We start from the raw sequence: 18,796 nt of genomic DNA, 5'->3' as shown, positions 1-18,796 counted from the left end.
CGCCATCAACGCGTCCAGCCCTCCCGCCGTCGAACTGCGCGGCATCACCAAACGATTCCCCGGTGTCGTCGCCAACAAGGACATCGACATCACCGTCCGCAAGGGCACCGTGCACGCCCTGTGCGGTGAGAACGGCGCCGGCAAGTCGACCCTGATGAAGATCCTCTACGGCATGCAGAAGCCGGACGAGGGCACCATCACCATCGACGGCACCCAGGCCTCCTTCTCCAGCCCGGCCGACGCCATCGCGCTCGGCATCGGCATGGTCCACCAGCACTTCATGCTGGCCGACAACCTGACCGTCCTGGAGAACGTCGTCCTCGGCGGCGAGAAGCTGTACGGGATCGGCGGCAAGGCCCGCAACAAGATCAAGGAGATCTCGGACGCGTACGGCCTCGGGATCCGCCCGGACGCCATGGTCGAGGACCTCGGTGTCGCCGACCGCCAGCGCGTGGAGATCCTCAAGGTCCTCTACCGCGGCGCGCGCACCCTCATCCTCGACGAGCCGACCGCGGTCCTGGTCCCGCAGGAGGTCGAGGCGCTCTTCGACAACCTGCGCGAGCTCAAGGCCGAGGGCCTGACCGTCATCTTCATCTCGCACAAGCTCGGCGAGGTGCTCTCGGTCGCCGACGAGATCACGGTGATCCGGCGCGGCACCACGGTGGGCACCGCCGACCCCCGTACGACCACCACCAAGCAGCTCGCCGAGCTGATGGTGGGCAGCGAGCTGCCCTCGCCCGAGACCCGCGAGTCGACGGTCACCACGGTCCCCATGCTCAAGGTCGAAGACCTGCGCCTGGCGGCCACCGACCCCGACGGCGTGGTCCGCGAGGTGCTCTCCTCGGTCTCCTTCACGATCCACAAGGGCGAGGTCCTCGGCATCGCCGGCGTCGAGGGCAACGGCCAGGCCGAGCTCGTCGAGGCCATCATGGGCATGCGCATCCCCGACGGCGGTGTCATCACGCTCGACACCGCGGACATCTCCACGGCCCCGACGCGCAAGCGCCGCGAGGGCGGCATCGGATACATCCCCGAGGACCGCCACCGCCACGGCCTGCTCCTTGAGGCCCCGCTCTGGGAGAACCGCATCCTCGGCCACGTCACCGAGAAGCCCAACTCCAAGGGCCCGCTCCTCGACAACAAGGCCGCCCGCAGCGACACCGAGCGGATCGTGCGCGACTACGACGTGCGCACGCCCGGCATCGAGGTCACCGCGGCGTCCCTGTCCGGCGGCAACCAGCAGAAGCTGATCGTCGGCCGCGAGATGAGCCACAACCCCAAGCTGCTGATCGCCGCACACCCCACCCGGGGCGTGGACGTCGGCGCCCAGGCGCAGATCTGGGACCAGATCCGGGAGGCCCGCCGTGAGGGCCTCGCCGTACTCCTGATCTCCGCCGACCTGGACGAGCTGATCGGCCTGTCCGACACCCTGCGGGTGATGTACCGGGGCCGTCTGGTCGCCGACGCCGACCCCGCCACGATCACCCCCGAGGAACTGGGCTCCGCCATGACCGGTGCCGCCACCGGCCACCTGGAGCACCAGGAGAACACTGGGGGAGAGGACCGATGAAGAAGCTCACCTCCCGCATCGACAGGGAGAAGCTGCTCCTCGCGATCGCGGCCCCCGTGCTCGCGCTCGTCGCGGCCCTTGTCGTCACCGCGCTTGTCATCCTCGCCACCGGCAGGAACCCGTTCCCGGCCTTCAACGACATGCTGTCGTACGGCTCGGCGAGCGACAGCCAGGTCTACATCCTCAACAAGGCGACGACGTACTACCTGGCGGGCATCGCGGTGGCCGTCGGCTTCCGGATGAACCTGTTCAACATCGGCGTCGACGGCCAGTACCGCCTGGCGGCCTTCCTCGCCGCGGTGGTCGGCGGCGCGATGAGCCTGCCGGGCATCGTGCAGATCCCGGTCATCATCATCGTCGCCATGCTCGTCGGCGCGATGTGGTCGGCGGTCGCGGGCATCCTGAAGGTCACCCGGGGCGTCAGCGAGGTCATCTCGACCATCATGCTGAACGCCATCGCGACCGCGATCATCGCCTATCTGCTCCAGCCGGAGCGCCTGGGCCAGCTCGACTCGGCCGGCACGCTGGTCTCCACCAAGCCGCTGCCCGAGTCCTCGTGGTTCTTCACCCTGGACATGGGCCTGGCCGGACAGCTGTGGGGATTCATCGTCGTCGCCGTGATCGTCGGCATCGCGTACTGGTTCACGCTCGGCCGCACCCGCTTCGGCTTCGACCTGCGAGCCGTCGGCCAGTCCGAGTCCGCGGCCGCCGCGAGCGGTGCCAACGTCAAGAAGATGATCGTCACCAGCATGATCATCTCGGGTGCGGTCGCCGGTCTGGTCGGCCTGCCGACGCTGCTCAACGACAGCCACCAGTTCGACAACAGCTTCCCCCTCGGCCTCGGCTTCACGGGCATCGCGATCGCCCTGCTCGGCCGCAACCACCCGGTGGGCGTCGCGCTCGCCGCGCTGCTCTGGGGCTACCTGGAGCGCACCACCGGCCACTTCGAAGTGATCGGTTACGACAAGGAGATCCTCGGCGTGATCCAGGGCGTCATCGTCCTGTGCGTCGTGATCGCCTACGAACTCGTCCGCCGTTACGGCCTCAAGCGCCAGCAGCAGCGAGTCGGCGCCGAGCTCGCGGCGCAGGCCGCCAAGACCGAGACGGAGGTGACGGCATGAGCGTCACGACCGAAACGACCACGACCCCACCGCCTCCGGCCGGGGTCAAGCGGGGCAACGCCAAGCGCAAGTTCTCCCTCGCGCAGGTCCTGATGATCATCGCGGGTGCGCTGATCCTCGTCTCCGCCGTACGCATCATCACCGGCGCCGACCAGCTCACCAGCGAGGGCCAGATCAGCGCCGCGCTCGGCCTCGCCGTGCCGATCGGGCTCGCGGGCCTGGCCGGCCTGTGGTCCGAGCGGGCCGGCGTGGTCAACATCGGCCTCGAAGGCATGATGATCCTCGGCACCTTCGGGGCCGGTTATGTCGGCTGGCAGTCCAGCCCCTGGCTCGGCCTGATCGCGGGCATCGGCTTCGGCGTCATCGGCGGTCTGATCCACGCGGTCGCCACCATCACCTTCGGCGTCGACCACATCGTCTCCGGTGTCGCGATCAACCTGCTCGCGCTCGGCGTGACGCAGTACCTGGCCAAGCTGTTCTTCAACGGCGGCGAGGCCCAGGTCAAGGGCGGCAACCCCAAGCAGTCGCCGCCCGCCGACGCACTGCCCAGCTTCAGCATCCCGGGCCTCTCCTCCGGCCTGGAGTCGATCCAGAAGCACCACTGGTTCCTCATCTCCGACCTCGCCGGCATCCTCGGCGGCCTGGTCACCGAGGTCTCCTGGGTCACCGTCATCGCCGTCGCGCTGTTCGTCGGCACCTGGTGGCTGCTGTGGAAGACGGCCTTCGGCCTGCGCCTGCGCTCCTGCGGCGAGAACCCGATCGCGGCCGAGTCCCTCGGCGTCAACGTGTACTCCTACAAGTACGCGGCGGTCGCCGTCTCCGGCGGCCTCGCCGGCCTCGGCGGGGCGTTCCTCGCCCTGGTCACCTCGCACATCTACCTGGAGGGCCAGACCGGCGGCCGCGGCTACATCGGCCTCGCCGCGATGATCTTCGGCAACTGGCGTCCGGGCGGCCTCGCCATGGGCGCGGGCCTGTTCGGCTTCTCCGACGCGCTCCAGCTGCGCAACGGCGGCACCACCGTGCACGCCCTGCTGCTCCTGCTCGTCGTGCTGCTCGCGGCGCTCGCGGGCTGGAAGACGTACAAGAAGGCATGGCTCCAGGCCGGGATCAGCGCTCTGATGGCCGTGGCCATCCTGGTCTGGTACCTGCTGACCGACGACGTGCCCGGCGACTTCGTCGGCGCGACCCCGTACGTCGTGACGCTGCTCGTGCTCTCGCTCTCCGCGCAGCGCCTGCGGATGCCCAAGGCGGACGGCATGCGCTACCGGAAGGGCCAGGGCAAGTGACGCCGACGCCCGACTGGGAGGCGCTGCGCACGGCCGCGCGCGAGGCCATGTCCCGCGCGTACGCGCCGTACTCGGGCTACCCGGTCGGCGCGGCGGCCCTGGTCGACGACGGGCGCACCGTCACCGGCTGCAACGTCGAGAACGCCTCGTACGGCATCGGGCTGTGCGCCGAGTGCGGGCTCGTCTCGGCGCTCCAGCTGTCCGGCGGTGGCCGCCTGACGCACTTCACCTGCGTCGACGGCCATGGCGACGTGCTCGTGCCGTGCGGCCGGTGCCGCCAGCTGCTCTTCGAATTCGGCGGCCCGGAGCTCCTGTTGGAGACCCCGGCGGGCATCCTCAAGCTGTCCGACATGCTGCCCCAGGCCTTCGGCCCGGACCACCTCAAGTAACACCGCGGCCCCTGCGCTCCCTGCGCGGGGGCCGCACTCTCAACTCCCCTCTATGCGCGTAGAGTCGCGCACGTAACGTGCACCAAGCCGGAAGGAAAGACATGGACGTCATCTCCGTCATCCGCACCAAGCGAGACCGGGGCGAGCTGTCTCCCGAGCAGATCGACTGGGTCATCGACGCGTACACGCGCGGCGTGGTCGCCGACGAGCAGATGTCCGCCCTGGCCATGGCGATCCTCCTCAACGGCATGAACCGCACGGAGATCGCCCGCTGGACCGCGGCCATGATCGCCTCCGGCGAGCGCATGAACTTCGACTCGCTCTCGCGCCCCACCGCCGACAAGCACTCCACCGGCGGCGTCGGCGACAAGATCACCCTGCCGCTCGCCCCGCTGGTCGCGGCCTGCGGCGCGGCCGTTCCGCAGCTCTCGGGCCGGGGCCTCGGCCACACCGGCGGCACGCTCGACAAGCTGGAGTCGATCCCCGGCTGGCGCGCGCTGCTCTCCAACGAGGAGATGCTGAACGTCCTCGACACCACGGGCGCGGTCATCTGCGCGGCGGGCGACGGCCTTGCCCCGGCGGACAAGAAGCTGTACGCGCTGCGCGACGTAACGGGCACGGTCGAGGCGATCCCCCTGATCGCCAGCTCGATCATGTCGAAGAAGATCGCGGAGGGCACCGGCTCGCTGGTCCTGGACGTGAAGGTCGGCACCGGCGCGTTCATGAAGAACATCGAGGACGCCCGTGAACTGGCTTCCACGATGGTCGCGTTGGGCACGGACAGCGGCGTGAAGACGGTCGCTCTGCTCACCGACATGTCCACCCCGCTCGGCCTGACCGCCGGCAACGCCCTCGAAGTCCGGGAATCCGTCGAGGTGTTGGCCGGTGGCGGCCCTGCCGACGTCGTCGAGCTCACCATCGCGCTTGCCCGCGAAATGCTGGACGCGGCGGGCATCAAGGACGCAGACCCGGCGAAGGCCCTCGCGGACGGCTCCGCGATGGACGTGTGGCGCCGGATGATCGCGGCCCAGGGCGGCGACCCGGACGCGGCCCTGCCGGTCGCGCGTGAGCAGCATGTGATCACCGCCCCGTCCTCGGGCGTCCTGACCCGCCTGGACGCGTACGACATCGGCGTCGCCGCCTGGCGCCTGGGCGCGGGCCGCGCCCGTAAGGAGGACCCGGTGCAGGCCGGCGCGGGCGTCGAGCTCCACGCCAAGCCGGGCGACACGGTGACAGCGGGCCAGCCCCTGCTGACCCTGCACACGGACACGCCGGAGAAGTTCGAGTACGCGCTGGAGTCGGTGGCGGGGTCGTACGACGTGGCGCCGGCGGGGACGGGGTTCACGGCTAACCCGATCGTGCTGGAGCGCATCGCCTGAGCTGTACGTTCTTTGTACGGGTGAACGGGATCGGTGGACCTCCGCCGGTCCCGTTCGGCATGCTGGACTCGGTGGCGTACCAATGCGAGGAGACCGCCGTGAGCGCACTCACCGTCGACTACGACCCCGGTCAGGGCTGGGACGACCTTGTCCGCCTCTGGGAGGAGTCGAACTGGCCCGAGGGCTGCAAGGTGGAGATCATCGAGGGGATCATCACCGTGTCACCAGCTCCGGCCAACCGGCACAACAGCATTGCGGCCAAGGTTCATCGCGCGCTTCTCGGCGCTATCCCCGAGGACTGGAACCCGCACCAGACCTTGGGCGTGGCCGTCCCTTCCCGGCGCGGTCTGTACATCCCGGACCTGGTTGTCGTGCCGGACGCAGTGGTGGATGCAGAGCCGGGCAATTTCGTCCCGGCGGCCGCAGCCGAGTTGGTCGTAGAGATCACATCGCAGGCCAACGCGGTCCACGACCGTGTGACGAAGGCGGCGGGTTATGCCGCGGCAGGCGTTCCGCTCTATCTCCTGATCGACCGCTGGGCTCCAGCCGGCCCCATGGCGACCCTCTACGGCAAGCCGAAGGGCGATGTCTACAGGGTCCTGCAGGCGGCCAAGTTCGGTGAGGTGATCCGGCTGCCCGAGCCGTTCGGCCTGGCTCTGGATACCGGGTTGTTCCCTGTCGACTAGGCATCAGGGTGCCTTCGTCGGGCCCGCACCGATGAGTTCCGCGTTGCGCCGCGGTCTCATCGGTGTGGAAGCCACCGATCCTGCGGAGCAGCCCCCTGTCCTCGTCGTCCCCGCCCCCGTCACCTTCGCCGACGTCCCGCTCCTGTGCGAGCGGCTGCGCGGGCTGTACGGGGCCGGGGCTCGGGAGGTCGTGTGTGACCTCGCCGCACTGACCCGGGCCGACCTTGCAGCCGTCGAGGCGGTGGCCCGGCTGCGGCTCACCGCGCGGCGGGCCGGGGGCCGCGTCCAGATGAGGAATGCCGGGGCGGGGCTCGTCGCGCTGCTTGAGCTGGCGGGGCTGGGGCTCGACTGAGCATCGGGCTCGCTGGGCTCGTCAGTCGGGTGCGGGTCGTGTGTGGCTGGTCGCTCCCCCAAGTTCTCGGCTTCTCCCCCGAGTTCTCAGCTTCGCTCGAACAGGGGGGACCCCCATGAACAGGGGGGACCCCCATCGCGGCGGAGCCGCACGTGTCACAGCCCCGCGCCCCTGGCAGGGTCGGTGCTGGCCCGCACCGGGCACTTCAGCCCATCATGGGGGTCCCCCCTGGCCCTTAAGGCCTTGGGGGAGTTTGAGGACGAGCGCCCTCAAGGCGCGATACGGGGTCTGGGGCGGAGCCCCAGGTAACGACCACCGGGCCGTGCCCGAGTACGTCACCCCCGGCGGGTTTAGGGAAGGGGCGGGGAGGGGCACCCGGGGTCCGGGGCAGAGCCCCGGGCAGCGACCGCCGGGCCCGCGTGCTCACGGGGCCGGGACCGGGCGGCCCTCCTCGTCCAAGCGGGCCGGCAGGTCGAACAGCGGAAACCAGCGTTCCGTGTCCAGGAACGAGCAGATCCCCGAGACCTTGCCCCCGCTCGTCTCGATCACCATCAGCGCCCAGGGCGTGAACCCGCCCTTCTCCTTGTCCGCGTGGTAGTGCGCGAACGCGGGCGTGCCGTTGGCCACCGTCGGCAGCAGGCGGGAGCCCCGGCAGACGCTGCCCACGCCCAGCATCCAGCCCACGATGTCGTCGTGGCCGCGCAGCCACAGGTCGTACGGCGGCATGGACAGCGTGGCGTCCTCGTGGAGCAGGGCGGTCAGCGCTGTCATGTCGTAGCCCTCGAAGGCGGCCACGTACCGCTCAAGGAGTTTCTGCTGCTCCTCGTCGAGCGGGTTCGCCGCGTCCGATTCCTTCGGCTCCGACTCCGCGAGCGTCGAACGGGCCCGCTGGAGAGCCGAGTTGACCGAGGCCACGCTCGTGTCGAGCAGCTCCGCGACCTCGCTCGCCTTCCACGCGAGCACCTCGCGCAGGATCAGCACCGCCCGCTGCTTCGGCGGAAGGTGCTGGAGCGCGGCCACGAACGCGAGCCGCACCGACTCGCGGGCCAGCGCCGCCTCCGCCGGGTCCTCGATCGTCGGCAGCACCCGCCCGTCCGGAACCGGCTCCAACCAGGTCACTTCCGGGCGGGAGTTGAGCTGGGCGTTCGCGACCGGCGTCGCCGCCGTCAGGTCCATGGGGCGGGCCCGCTTGTTGCCCGCGGTCAGCATGTCCAGGCACACGTTCGTCGCGATGCGGTACAGCCACGAGCGCAGCGAGGAGCGGCCCTCGAACTTGTCGATGCTGCGCCACGCCCGCACCAGCGTGTCCTGCACCGCGTCCTCCGCCTCGAAGGCCGAGCCGAGCATCCGGTAGCAGTACCCCGTCAGCTCCCTGCGATGCTCTTCGAGCCGTACGTCCAGATCCGCCGTCGCTACGAGATCACTCATCGGTCCGCCCCATGTCGCGCCTGTGGTGCCAGCACTTCGGAAGCTACCGGACCCCACTGACAATCGCTCGGCTACGGGGGAAAGCGCAGGTCAGTGGCGGGCGGGTGCCAGGTGCAGGCGGTGGGTGCGGCGCTCGGCGCGGGCCGCGTGCGAGCCGTAGAGGGTGACCGAGACGACGCCGAGGACCGCGAGGACGCCGAGCAGCACCGTGGCCGGCCAGCCCGCCGCGTGGAAGGCGACCGCGCCGAGCGTGCCGCCCGCGCTGGAGCCCAGGTAGTAGGCGGACTGGTACAGGGCGGACGCCTGGGCGCGGCCGTGCTTGGCGGTGTGGCTCACCGAGGACGAGGCGACCGCGTGGCCCGCGAAGAAGCCCGCCGTGATGAGGACAAGGCCCGCCAGGATCGCGGGCAGCGAGGAGGCGAGCGACAGCAGCAGTCCCGCCGCGGTCGTGGAGACCGCCAGGTACAGGGCGCCGCGGCGGCCCACCCGGGCCACCAGTTGGCCGGCCGCGGCAGAGGAGACCGTACCGACCAGGTAGACCAGGAAGATCGAGCCGATCAGGCCCTGCGGCAGGTGGAACGGCGCCGCGGTGAGGCGGTAGCCGATCACCGTGTAGACCGCGCCGAACACCGTCATGAACAGCGCGCCGATCGCGTACAGGCGGACCAGCAGCGGGTCGGCGAGGTGGCCGCGCACGGTGTGGGCCAGGGCGCGCGGGTTCAGCGAACCCGGTGTGAAATTGCGGGCCTTGGGGAGGAGTAGCCGGAACACCACCGCGCACACCGCGGCCAGGGCGCCCACCGAGAGCAGCGCCGCGCGCCAGCCCCAGGCCTGCGCCACCCAGCCGGTCAGGATGCGCCCGCTCATGCCACCGATCGAGTTGCCCGCGACGAACAGGCCGATCGCCCCGACCAGCGCCTTCGCCTTCACTTCCTCCGCCAGGTACGCCATCGCCGAGGCGGGCAGACCCGCGAGCGCCGCGCCCTGCACCGCGCGCAGCGCCACCAGCCACCCCACGTTGGGCGCGAAGGGGACCAGGAGGCCCACGGCGACCGCGACCGCCAGCGACACCGTCATCATCCGGGTCCGCCCGAACCGCTCGGACAGCGCGCTCAGCGGCAGCACGAACAGGGCGAGGGCGCCGGTCGCCGCCGACACCGTCCAGCTCGCCGCGCTCGCCGTGGCCCCGAGGTCCGCGGAGATCAGCGGCAGCAGGGCCTGGGTGGAGTAGAGGAGGGCGAAGGTGGCGACACCGGCGGCGAAGAGCGCGAAGCTCATCCGCCGGTAGCCGGCGGCGCCGGGGGTGAGCTGGAGCGGGGACGACGAGATGGAGGCGCCCACGGTCGTGGACGCCCCGGTACTGGCAGGAGGCATGCGTAGACCGTAGGCCTGCCTGCGTTTATGCGTCCAATGCACAGATGGGCGACAATCGATCCACATATGCATTAGCCGAGGTCAGGGGCGCGCGTGTCATTGAACAGTTACGAAGAAGACATGGCCATGGCACTCGCGCCGCGGCTCGCCTACTTCGCCGGAGTGGCCCGCCACGAGCACGTCACCCGCGCCGCGCACGAGCTCGGCGTGCCCCAGTCGACCCTCTCGCGTGCCATGGTCCGGCTCGAAGAGGACCTGGGTGTCGCCCTGTTCGCGCGCAAGGGCCGCACCGTCTCGCTGACCGCCGCGGGCCGCACCTTCCTCGGCTCCGCCGAGCGGGCGCTCGCCGAGGTCGGCCGGGCCGCCGAGTCGATGCGCGCGGACGCCGACCCGGCGGCCGGCAAGGTCGCCTTCGGCTTCCTTCACACCATGGGCTCCGAAACAGTGCCGGGTCTCATCCGCGCCTTCCGGGTCGACCACCCCCGTATCCGCTTCACCCTCGTGCAGAACTACGGCGAGGCGATGATCGAGCGGCTGCGCGCCGGGGAGCTCGACCTGTGTCTGACCTCGCCGGTGCCGGACGCGCCCGACCTCGCGGCCCGGCGCCTGGACGAGCAGCGGCTGCGTCTGGTGGTGCCCGACGACCACCGGCTCGCGGGGCGCAAGCGGGTGCGGCTCGCGGAGGCGGCCGACGAGACCTTCGTGACCCTGGAGCCCGGCTACGGACTGCGCCGCATCACCGACGACCTGTGCGCGGACGCGGGATTCGCGCCGCGCATCGCCTTCGAGGGCGAGGAGGCCGAGACGCTGCGCGGCCTGGTCGCGGCCGGACTCGGCGTGGCGCTGCTCCCGCCGCCCGCGGTCGCCCGGCCGGGTGTCGTCGAGCTGACCGTCACCGCCCCGCGCGCGGTGCGCGAGATCGGGGTCGCCTGGCTGGACGGCCACCCGGACACCCCGCCGGTGGCCGCCTTCAAGGCCTTCCTGCTGTCCCGCCGGGGAAAGCTGATCCCCGAGTGACCTTCTTGCAGTAGGCGAGCAACTCCCTCAGTTTTTAAGGGACTTGCTGCCTTTGAGGGACTTGCCGAATCCGGCGGCCAGTGGCATGCGCAGGCCCAGCGGCGGTGGCGCGGCGAACGCGTCGGCGACCGGGCGGGCGTACGGGCGGGAGAAGAGCGTGCCGAACACGAAGTCCACGGCCAGCGCGTGGACTTCGGGACGATGCTGGCGCAGCGCGTGCCCGTCGGAGTGGACCTCGAAGCGGCAGGTGTCCCGGTTGGCCTTCTTGGCGCGCTCGGCGAGGCGGTAGGACAACTCCGGGTCGCTGCGCGCGTCATTGGTGCCGTGCACGATCATCACGTGCCGTCCCACCAACTGCTTCACCGGCTCCGGGTCGGCCGCCACATCGTCCTCCGGGATCCAAGGGGCCAGCGCCAGAACCGAGTTGACCGCCGGATGGCCCGCCGCCCGCAGCGCGGCCCGGCCGCCCATGCCGTGCCCGGCCAGGCACACCGGCACGTCTCCGTAGCGGCGTACGACCTCGTCCGCAGCCCAGTCGGCATCCGTGGCGAGTTGGGCGTCGCCGCCGTTCCAGCCCTGGCCGCGGTAGTGCACGGCGTGCGCCACCAGGCCCTCCTCGCGCCCGTCCCGGGCCAGCCTGCGGGCCAGCGGCAGCGCTGCCGCGTATGCGATGGGGGAGGGCCGGCGTGCCGAGACGGGGTCGCCGTCCGGGAGCACGAGAACCACACCGCTGACCGTCGCGCCGGTGCCCGTCGCACCGACGGCCCGTCCCAGCCGGGCAGCAGGCAGGGGAATCGCTTGCTGTGCCATGGCAGAACAGTCTCAGAAGCCCGGGTGTACTCCACCCGTCTGCACGGTCACTGTTACGTATCGACGATGTTCGGACGCCCGGTGATCTACGCGCGTAGGGGCTAGAGTGCGCAGATGACGAGCCAGACCGCATCCGTGCCCACCCCGGATCAGATCAGCCGTGCCCCGAAGGTGCTGCTCCACGACCACCTCGACGGGGGTCTGCGACCCGGGACCATCATCGACATCGCCCGGGACACCGGCTATGAGGGCCTGCCCGAGACCGAGGCCGACAAGCTCGGCATCTGGTTCCGCGAGGCGGCCGACTCGGGGTCCCTGGAACGGTACTTGGAGACGTTCGCGCACACCTGTGCCGTCATGCAGACCCGCGACGCGCTGTTCCGCGTCGCCGCCGAGTGCGCCGAGGACCTCGCCGAGGACGGCGTCGTCTACGCCGAGGTGCGCTACGCGCCCGAGCAGCACCTGGAGCAGGGCCTGACCCTCGAAGAGGTCGTCGAGGCGGTCAACGCGGGCTTCCGCGAAGGCGAGCGGCTGGCCCGCGCGAACGGCCACCGCATCCGGGTGGGCGCGCTGCTCACCGCGATGCGGCACGCCGCCCGCGCCCTGGAGATCGCCGAACTCGCCAACTCCTACCGGGACTCCGGCGTCGTCGGCTTCGACATCGCGGGCGCCGAGGCGGGCTTCCCGCCCACCCGGCACCTCGACGCCTTCGAGTACCTCAAGCGCGAGAACAACCACTTCACCATCCACGCGGGCGAGGCCTTCGGCCTGCCGTCGATCTGGCAGGCGCTCCAGTGGTGCGGCGCCGACCGGCTCGGCCACGGGGTGCGCATCATCGACGACATCGAGGTCGCCGACGACGGCAGCGTGAAGCTGGGCCGGCTCGCCTCGTACGTGCGCGACAAGCGGATCCCGCTGGAGATGTGCCCGACCTCGAACCTCCAGACCGGCGCCGCCACCTCCTACGCGGACCACCCCATCGGCCTGCTGCGCAAGCTGCACTTCCGGGCCACCGTGAACACGGACAACCGGCTGATGTCGGGCACCAGCATGAGCCAGGAATTCGAGCACCTGACGAATGCCTTCGGCTACACGCTGGATGACATGCAGTGGTTCACGGTCAATGCGATGAAATCAGCATTCATTCCTTTCGATGAACGACTGGCCATGATCAATGACGTGATCAAGCCCGGATATGCCGAGCTGAAGTCCGAATGGCTGTTCCAGCAGACCGCTACGACCAGTGGTTCTGCGATCGCGGGCGGCTGATCTTAGGTATAGGAAAACGGCCGGGAGTGTGAAATCCCGGCCGTTTTGCTCTGTTTGCGACCCGGGACCTCGGCTGACTAGCTTGACGAGTCGCTCACCTTTCCCACCCCAAGGACATATTTCTGATGAAGCAGTCTGCCAAGACGCTCGGTGTCGTTGCCCTCGGTGCCGCCTTCGCCGCCGCTGCCGCCGGGACGGCGTCCGCCTCCACGCTTCCGCACTTCGGACCGCTGTCGACCGTCGCCGCGGGGGCCCCGGTCGGCACCGTCGGGACCGTCGGCAAGGCGCTGCCCGCGGCCGCGCACAAGTCGCTGACCGGCAAGCCGCTGTCGGGCCAGCAGCAGGAGGCCAGCGACCCGGTGGGCAGCCTGCTCGGTGGAATGCCGACCGGCCCCGTGGCGAACAACCTCTCCGGCGCCGCCACCCTGCCCGGCGGCCTCACCGGCTGACGCCCGCACCGGACCACGCCCCGCCGGGGCGCACACCCGTGAGCCGGGTGTGCGCCCCGGCGGTGTGTGAGTAGGGTCTGGATCATGCGTCCGAAGGCATATGCCCGTGCGGCGGTGCTCGTCCTGACCGCGCTGCTCGGCGCCGCCTGTACCGGGCCGCCGGACGGGCCGGTCGAATCCGTGAGCGGCCAGAACCGGACGCCAACCGCCTTGCACCGGGCGGCACTTGAGGCAGGCGACGTGCCCGGATACGAGATTTCCGGCGATCGCTCGCCCGACGCCGTCCGGGGCACCCCGATCGCCGACCGCGCCGCGTGCGAGCCGCTCGCCGAAGTGATGGGCGAGGCGCCCGACGGCCGGGCCCGCGCGACGGTGAGCCGCGGCCTCGGCTCGCGCAGAACACCGGGCCTCGCGGTGTCGGCCTCGCTGTCCGCGTACTCCGCACCGGATGCCAAGCACCTCATCGCGGAGCTCAGGACGGCCCTGACCCGCTGCGGCAAGGAATTCACCACGGTCCTCGACGGCCGCAGGGCCGCGTACCGGGAGGTGTGTGCGGTGCCGTACGCGGTGAAGGGCGACGAGTCGGTCAGCTGGACGGCATCCGCGCTCGCCGAGGGGGCACCGGCGCCGGTGCACATCGTCGTGGTGCGCCAGGGCACCACCATCGTGCGGTTCATGGCGATCAACCTGTCGGGGCGGGCGCCCGCGACGGCGGCCGTGCCGCACGAGGTCGCCGACCGGCAGCTCGACAAGCTGGCCCGGACCGGCAAGAGCTGAGACGCGCGCTCCGACTACCAGGCGGTGCGCGGCGACTTCTCGGCGGGTATCAGGGCCCACATCGCCAGGTAGACCAGGAACTGCGGTCCCGGCAGCAGGCACGAGACGAGGAAGATCACGCGCATCGTGGTCGCGGAGGTGCCGAAGCGCCGTGCCAGCGCTGCGCACACTCCGCCGATCCGGCGGCCTTCGGTCGGGCGGACAAGAGGGGCGCTCATGGCAGGCTCCTTCGGAGCTGGAGTGGGGAGCCGCTTCTTGGTGGGCTCCCTTGCGATGTCTCCATACTCCCGCCCACAAGCGGACGAACCATCGGGCTAAGGGGCGATCCCGACCCTGGGAATCGTCGGGGTACGTCCCTGAGGGGAGTCCTCCCGAAGGACGGCGGCGGGCCGCTCGCGCTGGTTCCTGCGGCGGAGGCCCCGTCGTCCCGCCGGTACCACCGCGAGGTGGGCGAGGGCGACGCCGGTGGTGTTCAGGAGCAGCGAGTCCACATCGGGGACCTGGCCGGGCACGGCCGTCTGCAGCAGCGCGATGCCGAGCGAGATCAGCGCCCCGGCGAGCACGGTGCGTACCAGCGATGCGAGCGGCGAGACCTGGAGGCGGCCGCCGGCCATCGGGAGCAGCACCCCCAGCGGGGCGAGCAGCAGCAGGCCCTCGCCGATCTGGTGGGCGGCCTCCAGGGGGCCGAGCGCGAGGTCGGCCTTGATGCCGGCGAGCGGCGTCAGATTGGTGGCCGTCACCCACATCACGTCGCGTGGCCGCAGCGAGGTCCACGCCACGAGCAGCAGATGCGCGAGGAGGAGGACGAACCCCACCACGCGGAACCGGATGACGGCGCTGCCGCCTTGACCATGATGCTGCTGCACGCCCCCCAAGACGCGGCCCGCGGCGGGAACGGTTCCGCCGCGGACGGGTGATTCCGGTTGCCCGCCCGCGGCCCGGTCCACCGGACAGGCCCTAGGTACGACTGGGGCGGGGGATGTCGCCGAGGGTGGCCGCGCTGTCCGGCCGGGACTTCATCTCGGAGGTGCAGGTGTAGCCGCGGGCCGGGTCCTCGCCGGGGCCGCCGAGCACCACCTGCTGGGTGCCGGGCGCCGTCGGGGTGTTCTCCGCGTACGTGCAGACCACCTGCGACAGCGCGAGCGCGGAGAGGTCCTCCGGGTTGCGGCTCAGGCGCAGCGCGCCCGCCGGGTCGTTCTGGCGGCCCGCCGTGACGGTGAGCGGGCCCTTGACCTCCGTGGTGAACCCCGCGTCCTTCTCGTCGCCCGACGGCTGGGCGATGAGCTCGTCGAGCAGCGCCTGCGCGAAGCGGAGCCGGTCCTGGGCGCCCTTGTTCTCGGGGATCCGTACCGAACGCTGGGCCTTGACCAGCTGCGCCCCGCACACCAGGTAGACCTGCACGGTGACGCCCTCGAACTGCGGGGCGACCGCGTTGCCCGGCACCTCGCACGCCACCCGGGACGGCGCCGGGCCCGCGTCGACCGGGACCGACGTGGGCCGGATGCCGCAACCGGTGGCGGCGGCGGCCAGCGTGAGCAGCCCGGCCAGCGCGGCGGCTGCCCGGTGAAGTCGTCCTCTCAACTCTCCGCGCCCCCTTCCGGCGTCCCGGCGGTGGCGGGCTCGGTGGCGTCCAGCGGAAGCCGCAGCACGAACACCGCGCCGCCTTCGGGCGAGTTGGCGGCGGAGATGTCGCCGCCGTGGATGTGCGCGTTCTCCATCGCGATGGACAGGCCGAGCCCGGAGCCCTCCGAGCGCGGCCGCGAGGCGCTGGCCTTGTAGAACCGGTCGAAGACGTGCGGCAGTACGTCCTCGGGGATGCCGGGCCCGTGGTCGCGTACCGCGATCACCAGCTCGTCGCCCTCGACGCGCACCGAGACCCGGACCGGCGAGCCGCCGTGCTTGAGGGCGTTGCCGATCAGGTTGGCGAGGACGACGTCGAGACGCCGCGGGTCGAGGCGGGCCATGATGCCGCGCTCGGCGTCGAGTTCGACGGCGTCCAGCCAGGCCCGGGTGTCGATGCACGCGGTGATCTGGTCGGCGATGTCCACGTCGTCCAGGACCAGGCGGGCGGTGCCCGCGTCGAAGCGGGTGACCTCCATCAGGTTCTCGACCAGGACGTTCAGGCGCCGGGTCTCGGAGACCACGAGGCGCACCGCGGGCGCGATCATCGGGTCGAGGCTGTCCTCCTCCTCGTCGAGGACCTCGGCGACGGCGGTGAGCGCGGTCAGCGGCGTACGCAGCTCGTGCGACATGTCGGCGACGAAGCGGCGGCTCGCCTCCTCGCGCGCGCTCATGTCGGTGACCTTCTTCTCCAGGGCCTCGGCCGTCCGGTTGAACGTCCTGGAGAGATCGGCCAGTTCATCCGTGCCGGAGACCCTGAGCCGGGTGTCGAGCTTGCCCTCGCCGAGCCTGCGCGCCGCGTCCCCGAGCCGCTGCACCGGCCGCAGCACGGTGGTCGCGGCCGCCTGCGCGAGCAGCGCCGAGGCGAGCAGGGCGAGGAAGGTGGCGATGCCGAGCGACCAGGCGAGCGAGTTGAGGTCGCGCCGCTCCTGGTCGAGCGGGGCCAGCATGTAGCCGGTCGGCCCGGCTCCGATGATCTTCGTGCCGCCGACCAGGTAGGGGTGCCCGTGCAGCGTGATCCGCTGCCAGAACAGGTGGTACGGGTAGGCGTTGGCGTCGGTGACCTTCTGCTTCTTGTCGACCGCGTCCTGAAGCGACTTGGGTACGTCGTCGAGCGTGAAGCCGTCCACGTTCGACGCCCCGATGATCGGCTTGCCGGGGGCGCGCTCGGCCACGAGCAGCACGTTGTAACGGGAGTTGCTGCTGTCCGCCATCTGCTTGGCCGCCACCTGCAGATCGTGCTCGGCCGGCTGCAGCGGCAGCGAGGCGGCCCGGTTCTGCATGCCCTGACGGAAGTCGTTGAGCGCCGAGTCCTGCGTACGGACCAGGACGGCCTCGCGGTTGAGCCAGTACGCGATGCCGGACGCGGAGACGGCCGCGGTCAGCGCGACGAGCGCGAACACCACGACGAGGCGCAGCCGCAGACTGGTCCAGCGCAGACCGGCGAGTATCGCTCGCTTCACTTGCCCTGCTTATCGGGGGTACGGGGGTGGTGCGACAGGTTCACGAGGGGGTGTCCAGGCGGTAGCCCACGCCACGGACCGTACGGATCAGCGTCGGCGACGACGGCACGTCCTCGACCTTGGCGCGCAGCCGCTGCACACAGGCGTCGACGAGCCGGGAGTCGCCCAGGTAGTCGTGCTCCCACACGAGCCGGAGCAACTGCTGGCGGGAGAGCGCCTGGCCGGGCCGGCGGCTCAGTTCGAGGAGCAACCGCAGCTCGGTGGGCGTGAGTTGGAGGTCCTCGCCGTTCTTGGTGACGGTCATCGCGGCCCGGTCGATCACCACGTTGCCGAACGCCGCCGAGTCGGTGGCCTCCCGCTCGCCGCGCCGCAGCACGGCCCGGATCCGGGCGTCGAGGACCCGTCCCTGGACCGGCTTGACCACATAGTCGTCGGCGCCGGACTCCAGGCCCACCACCACGTCGATGTCGTCGTTGCGCGCGGTCAGCAAAATGATCGGCAGCTGGTCGGTGCGCCGGATCCGGCGGCACACCTCGAAGCCGTCGATCCCGGGCAGCATCACATCCAGCACGATTAGGTCCGGCCGCTGCTCGCGCAGCAGTTTCAGGCCGTCCTCTCCCGTCGCCGCGGTGGCCACACGGTGGCCCTGGCGAGACAGGGAGAGTTCGAGGGCCGTGCGGATGGCGTCGTCGTCCTCGATCAGCAACAGGAAAGGCACAGAGGTCATTCTGGCCCATGGGGGAGAGGAGCACGACCCCCGTCCGGCCCCCGGCCCGCAACTACGTGCGACGCGGCCGCTGTGACGCCCCTGTGACAGTCGACGGACACCCCCATGAAACTGCCCGGGCAGGCTCTTCCTCGTACCGAAGAACACCCGAGAGCCAGACTCCACCGACGGGGGGCGCGAGATGAACGCACTGCACAGCACCAACTCCAGCGCAGTTGTGACGCGTCTCCACGACGTCGTACGGAGCGAGAAGTCCGGTGCCACGAGTGTGCGGGGGTGTGCTCGCGGCACCGGGCGTCAGCACCCGTCGTACATGACGGTGATTGACAGCCCCGCGGTTGCGGCCGCGGGGAACAAGCCGGGGGGCAGCGGGGAGGCGGCGTACCGGGAGGTCTCGGGGGAGCGGAAGAGCCTGTCGGAGGCGGAGTTCACCGCCTACGTGCAGGAACGCCGCGCCTCCCTGTACGCAACCGCCTACCACCTGACCGGCGACCGCTACGAGGCGGAGGACCTGCTGCAGAGCGCGCTGTTCTCCACCTACCGGGCCTGGGACCGCATCAGCGACAAGGCGGCGGTCGGCGGCTATCTGCGCCGCACGATGACCAATCTGCACATCAGCGCCTGGCGGCGGCGCAAGCTCAACGAGTACCCGACCGAGGAGCTGCCGGAGACGGCCGGCGACACGGACGCGATGCGCGGCACCGAACTGCGCGCGGTGCTCTGGCAGGCGCTGGCCCGCCTTCCCGAACTCCAGCGCACGATGCTGGTCCTGCGCTACTACGAGGGCCGCACCGACCCGGAGATCGCGGACATTCTCGACATCAGTGTCGGCACGGTGAAGTCCAGCATCTGGCGCTCGCTGCGTCGGCTGCGCGAGGACGAGGTCCTCAGCTTCGGCCGTGACGAGGAGGAGTCCTTCGGCGAGCTGGTGGCCTGAAGGTCCGGGGGAGGGGACGCGGGTGGCCTGCGGGGGACACGGGGGCCACTCACGGGGGGTAACGGGGGAAGCGGCGGGGCCAGTCGGCCAGAACGCAGCGAGACCGCCCGCCGCTACGACGACCATCGGGATGAAGAGGGCG

20 protein-coding genes are annotated in these 18,796 nt (G+C 70.9%); 12 read left to right on the top strand and 8 right to left on the bottom strand.

Annotated elements, in window-relative coordinates:
- Positions 1-4: 4 nt before the first annotated feature.
- The 7 genes from ACWC2B_RS15725 (at position 5) to ACWC2B_RS15695 (ending at position 6,783) form a co-directional block, all read left to right on the top strand.
- A complete protein-coding gene (locus ACWC2B_RS15725; RefSeq protein WP_450717201.1) occupies positions 5-1,570 on the top strand; it encodes an ABC transporter ATP-binding protein in 1,566 nt (521 codons plus the stop codon).
- Complete coding sequence (locus tag ACWC2B_RS15720) at positions 1,567-2,691, top strand: ABC transporter permease (RefSeq protein WP_450717014.1); 1,125 nt, start codon at positions 1,567-1,569, stop codon at positions 2,689-2,691. The genes ACWC2B_RS15725 and ACWC2B_RS15720 overlap by 4 nt, the downstream gene beginning before the upstream one ends.
- Positions 2,688-3,977 (top strand): ABC transporter permease, encoded by a 1,290-nt coding sequence (locus tag ACWC2B_RS15715; protein WP_450717013.1) that lies wholly within the window; start codon positions 2,688-2,690, stop codon positions 3,975-3,977. The genes ACWC2B_RS15720 and ACWC2B_RS15715 overlap by 4 nt, the downstream gene beginning before the upstream one ends.
- Positions 3,974-4,366, top strand: a complete 393-nt coding sequence (locus tag ACWC2B_RS15710; protein WP_450717012.1) for a cytidine deaminase — start codon at positions 3,974-3,976, stop codon at positions 4,364-4,366. Before ACWC2B_RS15715 ends, ACWC2B_RS15710 begins: the two co-directional genes overlap by 4 nt.
- Positions 4,367-4,467: 101 nt before the next feature.
- Entirely contained in the window at positions 4,468-5,745 is a 1,278-nt protein-coding gene (locus ACWC2B_RS15705) for a thymidine phosphorylase (protein WP_450717011.1), read from the top strand.
- Positions 5,746-5,843: 98 nt separating this feature from the next.
- Positions 5,844-6,431 (top strand): Uma2 family endonuclease, encoded by a 588-nt coding sequence (locus ACWC2B_RS15700; RefSeq protein WP_450717010.1) that lies wholly within the window; start codon positions 5,844-5,846, stop codon positions 6,429-6,431.
- A gap of 43 nt (positions 6,432-6,474) precedes the next feature.
- The gene (locus tag ACWC2B_RS15695) at positions 6,475-6,783 is read left to right on the top strand and encodes an STAS domain-containing protein (protein WP_450717009.1); all 309 of its coding nucleotides are present in this window, start codon (positions 6,475-6,477) and stop codon (positions 6,781-6,783) included.
- A 423-nt stretch (positions 6,784-7,206) separates the two neighbouring features.
- On the opposite strand, the gene ACWC2B_RS15690 is transcribed toward ACWC2B_RS15695, so the two are convergent.
- Positions 7,207-8,211, bottom strand: a complete 1,005-nt coding sequence (locus ACWC2B_RS15690; RefSeq protein WP_450717008.1) for a sigma-70 family RNA polymerase sigma factor — start codon at positions 8,209-8,211, stop codon at positions 7,207-7,209.
- Between the two features lie 90 nt (positions 8,212-8,301).
- Entirely contained in the window at positions 8,302-9,585 is a 1,284-nt protein-coding gene (locus ACWC2B_RS15685; protein WP_450717007.1) for an MFS transporter, read from the bottom strand.
- A gap of 120 nt (positions 9,586-9,705) precedes the next feature.
- Here ACWC2B_RS15685 and ACWC2B_RS15680 point away from each other — a divergent pair, with 120 nt between their 5' ends.
- On the top strand, positions 9,706-10,602 hold the full coding sequence (locus ACWC2B_RS15680; protein WP_450717006.1) for a LysR family transcriptional regulator: 897 nt from the start codon (positions 9,706-9,708) through the stop codon (positions 10,600-10,602).
- 27 nt (positions 10,603-10,629) lie between these two features.
- Here the strand turns inward: ACWC2B_RS15680 and ACWC2B_RS15675 are convergent, their stop codons facing one another.
- Complete coding sequence (locus ACWC2B_RS15675; protein ID WP_450717005.1) at positions 10,630-11,412, bottom strand: alpha/beta hydrolase; 783 nt, start codon at positions 11,410-11,412, stop codon at positions 10,630-10,632.
- 114 nt (positions 11,413-11,526) lie between these two features.
- On the opposite strand from ACWC2B_RS15675, the gene ACWC2B_RS15670 reads away from it, so the two are divergent.
- The 3 genes from ACWC2B_RS15670 to ACWC2B_RS15660 all read left to right on the top strand — a co-directional run bounded on the left by ACWC2B_RS15670 (position 11,527) and on the right by ACWC2B_RS15660 (position 13,907).
- The gene (locus ACWC2B_RS15670) at positions 11,527-12,681 is read left to right on the top strand and encodes an adenosine deaminase (protein ID WP_450717004.1); all 1,155 of its coding nucleotides are present in this window, start codon (positions 11,527-11,529) and stop codon (positions 12,679-12,681) included.
- A 125-nt stretch (positions 12,682-12,806) separates the two neighbouring features.
- Positions 12,807-13,130: a hypothetical protein gene (locus ACWC2B_RS15665; protein WP_450717003.1), complete on the top strand. Its 324-nt coding sequence runs from the start codon at positions 12,807-12,809 to the stop codon at positions 13,128-13,130.
- Between the two features lie 84 nt (positions 13,131-13,214).
- Positions 13,215-13,907 (top strand): hypothetical protein, encoded by a 693-nt coding sequence (locus tag ACWC2B_RS15660; protein WP_450717002.1) that lies wholly within the window; start codon positions 13,215-13,217, stop codon positions 13,905-13,907.
- A 14-nt stretch (positions 13,908-13,921) separates the two neighbouring features.
- Here ACWC2B_RS15660 and ACWC2B_RS15655 read toward each other — a convergent pair whose 3' ends face one another.
- The 5 genes from ACWC2B_RS15655 to afsQ1 all read right to left on the bottom strand — a co-directional run bounded on the left by ACWC2B_RS15655 (position 13,922) and on the right by afsQ1 (position 17,708).
- Entirely contained in the window at positions 13,922-14,125 is a 204-nt protein-coding gene (locus tag ACWC2B_RS15655) for a PspC domain-containing protein (protein ID WP_382591954.1), read from the bottom strand.
- 96 nt (positions 14,126-14,221) lie between these two features.
- A complete protein-coding gene (locus ACWC2B_RS15650; RefSeq protein WP_450717001.1) occupies positions 14,222-14,773 on the bottom strand; it encodes a VanZ family protein in 552 nt (183 codons plus the stop codon).
- Positions 14,774-14,864: 91 nt separating this feature from the next.
- Positions 14,865-15,488, bottom strand: a complete 624-nt coding sequence (locus ACWC2B_RS15645; protein WP_450717000.1) for a hypothetical protein — start codon at positions 15,486-15,488, stop codon at positions 14,865-14,867.
- Positions 15,485-16,990 carry a sensor histidine kinase gene (locus ACWC2B_RS15640; protein ID WP_450716999.1) on the bottom strand — a complete coding sequence of 502 codons (1,506 nt, stop codon included), beginning with the start codon at positions 16,988-16,990 and terminating at the stop codon, positions 15,485-15,487. Before ACWC2B_RS15640 ends, ACWC2B_RS15645 begins: the two co-directional genes overlap by 4 nt.
- A gap of 40 nt (positions 16,991-17,030) precedes the next feature.
- A complete protein-coding gene (afsQ1, locus tag ACWC2B_RS15635) occupies positions 17,031-17,708 on the bottom strand; it encodes a two-component system response regulator AfsQ1 (RefSeq protein WP_174248559.1) in 678 nt (225 codons plus the stop codon).
- Between the two features lie 190 nt (positions 17,709-17,898).
- Between afsQ1 and ACWC2B_RS15630 the strand changes: the two genes are divergently transcribed.
- Positions 17,899-18,654, top strand: a complete 756-nt coding sequence (locus ACWC2B_RS15630; RefSeq protein ID WP_450716998.1) for a SigE family RNA polymerase sigma factor — start codon at positions 17,899-17,901, stop codon at positions 18,652-18,654.
- The last annotated feature ends 142 nt before the right edge of the window (positions 18,655-18,796 follow it).

This window comes from Streptomyces sp. NPDC001415, assembly GCF_053597395.1.
The sequence above is the reverse complement of the archived record's forward strand: the minus strand, read 5'-3'. Positions and strand labels throughout refer to the sequence as shown.